Consider the following 5,336-nt stretch of genomic DNA (forward strand, 5'->3'; position numbering starts at 1 on the left):
AGGCCAAGGTCGTCTCGGAGCTCAAGCAGCTGCTCAAGGACGCCGACGAGCTCATCGTCGCGACGGACGAAGACCGCGAGGGGGAAAGCATTGGGTGGCACCTGGTGCAGGTGCTCAATCCCAAGGTGCCCATCTCGCGGATCGTCTTTCACGAGATCACGCCCGAGGCCATCCGCGCTGCCCTGGCCAGCCCGCGGCAGATCGACGAGGACCTCGTCCGCGCGCAGGAGACGCGGCGCATCCTGGACCGCCTGGTGGGCTACACGGTGAGCCCGCTGCTGTGGAAGAAGATCAAGACGGGGCTCAGCGCCGGCCGCGTGCAGTCCGTGGCCGTGCGCCTGCTGGTGAACCGCGAGCGCGAGCGCCGTGCGTTCCGCTCCGCCACGTACTGGGACCTGAAGGCGACGCTGCTGCGCGGCATCACCCCGTTCAGCGCCGTGCTGGCCACGGTGGGCGGCAAGCGGGTGGCCACGGGCCGCGACTTCGACGAGAACACGGGGCGCCTCAAGTCCAGCGACGTGGCGCTGCTGGGCGAGGACGAGGCGCGGGCCCTGCGCGGGCGGCTGGAGGCGGCGAGCTGGAAGGTGGCCGACACGGACGAAAAGCCCACGGTGCGCCGTCCGTATCCGCCCTTCACCACGTCCACGCTGCAGCAGGAGGCCAACCGCAAGCTGCGCCTCTCGGCCCGCGAGACCATGCAGATCGCGCAGCGGCTGTACGAGGAGGGCCTGATCACGTACATGCGTACGGACAGCGTCCACCTCTCGGACCAGGCCATCACTGCCGCGCGCAACCGCATCCGCCGCCTGTACGGCGACCCGTACCTGAGCCCGCAGCCGCGCCAGTTCACCACCAAGTCCAAGGGCGCGCAGGAGGCCCACGAGGCCATCCGCCCCGCCGGCACGGAGATGCGCACGGTGGAGGAGCTGCGCCTGACGGGGCGCGACGCGCAGCTGTACGACCTGATCTGGAAGCGCACCGTGGCCAGCCAGATGGCCGAGGCGCGGCTCACGTACCTCACGGCCACCATCCAGGCCGACAACGCCACCTTCCGCGCGTCGGGCCGGCGCATCGACTTCCCGGGCTTCTTTCGCGCGTACGTGGAGGGCTCGGACGATCCCGAGGCGGCGCTGGAGGACCGCGACGAGCCGCTCCCGGCCCTGGCCCCGGGCGACGACGTGGCCCTGCGCGCGCTGGAGGCCCTGAGCCACACCACGCAGCCGCCCGCGCGCTACACCGAGGCCACGCTGGTGAAGATGCTGGAGGCGGAGGGCATCGGCCGGCCCAGCACGTACGCCAGCATCATCGGCACCATCGTGGACCGCGACTACGTGGAGCGGGTGAGCAACCAGCTCGTTCCCACGTTCACGGCGTTCGCCGTCACGGGGCTGCTGGAGAACAACTTTCCCCACCTGGTCGATACCAAGTTCACGGCCAAGATGGAGGAGGAGCTGGACGACATCGCCGAGGGGGGCGCGGAGTGGCTGCCGTACCTGCGCGACTTCTTCTTTGGCCCCGAGGGGCTGGACGAGCGGGTCAAGCGCGGGCAGGAGGGCATCGATCCGCGCGAGGCGTCCACGGTGATGCTGGAGGGACTGAGCGCCCGCGTGCGCATCGGCCGGTTTGGCCCCTTCGCCGAGATCGGCGCGGACGGCGAGACGGTGACGGCGTCACTGCCGGAGGGCATTGCCCCGGCGGACCTCACGCCGGAGCAGGTGGAGCAGCTGATCAAGGCCAAGACGGACGGCCCGGACGTGGTGGGCAAGGACCCGGAGACGGGCAAGCCCATCCTGCTGCTGCAGGGCCGCTTTGGCCCGTACGTGCAGCTGGGCGAGGCGGAGGAGGATTCCAAGGCCAAGCCCAAGCGCGCGTCGCTGCCCAAGGGGATGAACCCGGCGGACGTGTCGCTGGAGATGGCGCTCAAGCTGCTGGCGCTGCCCCGCACCCTGGGCACGCACCCGGAGACGGGCAAGGAGATCCAGGCCAACGTGGGCCGATTCGGTCCCTACGTTGTCCACGAGGGCGACTTCCGTTCGCTGGCCAAGGACGACGACGTCTACACGGTGGGGCTGGAGCGGGCGCTGCAGCTGCTGTCGCAGCCTAAGGGCGGGCGGGGCCAGCGGGCGGCCGTGGAGCCCCTGCGCACGCTGGGCGCGCACCCGCGCGACGGCGAGCCCGTGAACCTGTTCGAGGGCCGCTACGGGCCGTACGTCAAGCACGGCGCCGTGAACGCGTCTCTGCCCAAGGGCACGCCGCCGGAGACGTTCACGCTGGAGCAGGCCATCCCGCTCCTGGCGGAGCGTGAGGCGGCCGGCCCGCCGGCCAAGCGCGGCCGCGGCGGACGCGTGTCCAAGACGCCCGCCAAGTCCGCGTCGAAGACGGCGGCGAAGAGCACGCGCGCGTCCAGGACGCCGGCCAAGTCGGCCGCCAAGTCCGCGGACACGGCGGCCAAGCGTCCCGCGGCCAAGTCGAAGACGGCCAAGTCCGCGCGTTCGGCGGCGGCCAAGTCCACGGCGCGCACGGCGTCCAAGACGGCGGCCAAGTCCACCGCGAAACGCCCCAAGAAGTAGGGGTGCGGCGGCGTTCGCGCACGGAACGCGCGCGGCGGTGTATTTGCCCTCCTCCGGGTCCGGGGGAGGGCAGGTCGTTTGGCCCTCACCCGCTCGCTGTCGCTCCCACCCTCTCCCGCAAACTGCGCGGGAGAGGGTATACACTTCGACGAGGGGCCTGCACAGGGGCCGAAATCTGCGCGTCGGCGCAGGTCTCCCCCTCCCCCGCGAAGCGGGGGCAGGGGGCCGGGGGGAGGGGGCCCTCGGCGGGCCGGCAGACTGCCCGAGGTTGTGCACGGGCCGGGTTTGTAGTTCGATCTTTCCAGGAGAGTGCGACGATGGCGGAAGTGACGGTGGTCGGAGGCGGGCTGTCGGGGTCGGAGGCGGCGTGGCAGCTCGCGGAGCGCGGACACGACGTGACGCTGCACGAGATGCGTCCCCTGCGCGGCACCGCGGCCCACAAGACGGACCTGCTGGGCGAGATCGTCTGCTCCAACACCTTCAAGTCCGAGGACCCCAGCAACGCCCACGGCCTGCTCAAGCTGGAGATGGACGCGCTGGGCGTGGGCGGCTCGCTGCTGCTGGCCTGCGCCCGCGAGTCGCGCATCCCCGGCGGCACGGCGCTCACCGTGGACCGCGGCGAGTTCGCCCAGCGGATGACGGCGGCCATCGAAGCGCATCCCCGCATCACTGTCGTCCGCGAGGAGATGGCGGCCCTGCCCGAAGGCCCGGCCATCATCGCCACGGGCCCGCTCACGTCCGACGCGCTCTCCGGGGCCATCCGCGGCGCGCTGGGCGACGAGGGGCTGGCGTTCTTCGACGCCATCGCGCCGGTGGTCTCGTTCGAGTCGCTGGACATGGACACGCTCTTTCGCGCGTCGCGGTGGGGCAAGGGGGGCGAGGCCGAGGGTGACTACCTGAACGCGCCCATGACGAAGGAGCAGTACGAGGCCTTCATCGAGGCGCTCAAGACGGGCGAGGAGCACGCCGGGCACGACTGGGAGAACGTCCCGTACTTCGAGGGCTGCCTGCCCATCGAGGTGATGGCGCATCGCGGCGCCGAGACGCTGCGCTTTGGCCCCATGAAGCCCGTGGGCCTGCCCGTGCCGCAGTTCGACGGCAAGTGGGCGCACGCCGTCGTCCAGCTGCGCCGCGAGGACCGCGCCGGCAATCTGTGGAACCTGGTGGGCTTCCAGACGCGGCTGCGCATCCCGGAGCAAAAGCGCATCTTCCGGATGATCCCCGGCCTGCAGGACGCCGAGTTCCTGCGCTGGGGCAGCATCCACCGCAACACGTACCTCAACTTCCCCGCGCGCCTGTCGAACCACGGCTCCCTGCGCGAGCGCCCGGAGCTGATCTTCGCGGGGCAGATCACGGGCGTGGAGGGGTACACGGAGTCGACGGCCACGGGCATCCTGGCGGCCATGAACCTGGACCGCATCGTCCGTGGCGAGGAGCCCGTGGTCCCGCCGCCGACAACCATGCTGGGCGGCCTGCTGCGCTACCTGCGCGAATCGGAGCCCAAGCACTTCGCGCCCATGAACAGCAACTTCGGCCTGCTGGATCCGCTGGACCGCCGGGTCAAGGACAAGGACGAGAAGCGCGCCATCCTGTCGCAGCGGGCGCAGGCGGACTTCGCGGCGTGGATGGAGACGCACGGCATCCGCGGCGGCGTGGAGGCCGTGGCGGCGCGATGAGCGACGCGTCCGCGGCGGCGGAGCTCGCGCGCGGGGGCGAGCTGGACGACTACCTGCGCCACGTGGCGCACGAGCGTCAGCTCAGCCCGCAGACCGTGCGCGCCTACGCGGACGACCTGCGCGAGTTTGCGGAGTTCCTGGACCGCTACTACGGCGCGCCGGAGTGGACGTGGGGCGGGGTTGACCGGCTGGCCATTCGCTCGTGGATGGGCGACTGCAGCACGCGGCGGGGACTTTCGCGCACGAGCATCGCGCGCAAGCTGAGCGCCGTGCGCTCGTTCTACCACTTCCTGCACGTGCACGAGCGGGTGGACGCCAACCCGGGCCGCTCCGTGCGCACGCCCAAGAAGCAGCGCGTGCTCCCGGGCTTTTTGACGCGCGAGCAGATGGAGAAGCTGTTCGAGCTGGCGGCGCAGCGGGCCATGGCGGGGGGCTTTCACGCCGCGCGCAACCTGGCCATCGTGGAGCTGTTCTACTCCGCCGGCCTGCGCGTGTCGGAGCTGCAGGGGCTGAGCCTGCCCGGCGTGGACCTTGTGGGCGACCAGGTGCGCGTGCTGGGCAAGGGACGCAAGGAGCGCATCGTGCCGCTGGGGGCGATGGCGTCGCGCGCCCTGCGCCGCTACTACGAGTCGCGGCAGACGGTGATTGCCAACGCGTCGCGCCCGGACACCCGCGCCGTGTTCGTGGGGCAGACGGGCAAGCGGCTGAGCGTGCGGCAGATCCAGAACATCGTGGGCGAGTTCCTGCGCGCCGTCGCGGGCGAGGCGGGGTTGTCGACGCACTCGCTGCGGCACACGTTCGCCACGCACCTGCTGGACGCCGGCGCGGACCTGCTGGCGGTGAAGGAGCTGCTGGGCCACGCGAGCCTGTCGACGACGCAGATCTACACGCACACGAGCAAGGAGCGGCTCAAGCGCGTGTACCGCCAGGCGCACCCGCGCGCGTGAGGAGCCCTCACCCGCTCGCCTAGGCTCGCACCCTCTCCCGCAAACTGCGCGGGAGAGGGTATATACTTCGACGAGCCCCCTGCACGTGAGCGAGTTCTCGTGCGATGAAGTTCTCCCCCTCCCCCGCGAAGCGGGGGCAGGGG

3 protein-coding genes are annotated in these 5,336 nt (G+C 71.3%); all 3 read left to right on the top strand.

Annotated features, from left to right (window positions below; all coding sequences use genetic code 11):
• The coding region (gene topA / locus VFZ20_RS05630) for a type I DNA topoisomerase (protein ID WP_329682859.1) at positions 1-2,570 on the top strand (2,570 nt) is incomplete at its 5' end.
• A 317-nt stretch (positions 2,571-2,887) separates the two neighbouring features.
• A complete protein-coding gene (trmFO, locus tag VFZ20_RS05635; protein ID WP_329682860.1) occupies positions 2,888-4,246 on the top strand; it encodes a methylenetetrahydrofolate--tRNA-(uracil(54)-C(5))-methyltransferase (FADH(2)-oxidizing) TrmFO in 1,359 nt (452 codons plus the stop codon).
• Complete coding sequence (locus VFZ20_RS05640; RefSeq protein ID WP_329682861.1) at positions 4,243-5,193, top strand: tyrosine recombinase XerC; 951 nt, start codon at positions 4,243-4,245, stop codon at positions 5,191-5,193. The genes trmFO and VFZ20_RS05640 overlap by 4 nt, the downstream gene beginning before the upstream one ends.
• Positions 5,194-5,336: the final 143 nt, after the last annotated feature.

It is taken from the genome of Longimicrobium sp., assembly GCF_036280135.1.
GTDB lineage: Bacteria > Gemmatimonadota > Gemmatimonadetes > Longimicrobiales > Longimicrobiaceae > Longimicrobium.

Bases quoted from the DNA above. Each gene is read 5' to 3' on its own strand.
- trmFO (WP_329682860.1), top strand. From the start codon at position 2,888: ATGGCGGAAGTGACGGTGGTCGGAGGCGGGCTGTCGGGGTCGGAGGCG.
- VFZ20_RS05640 (WP_329682861.1), top strand. From the start codon at position 4,243: ATGAGCGACGCGTCCGCGGCGGCGGAGCTCGCGCGCGGGGGCGAGCTG.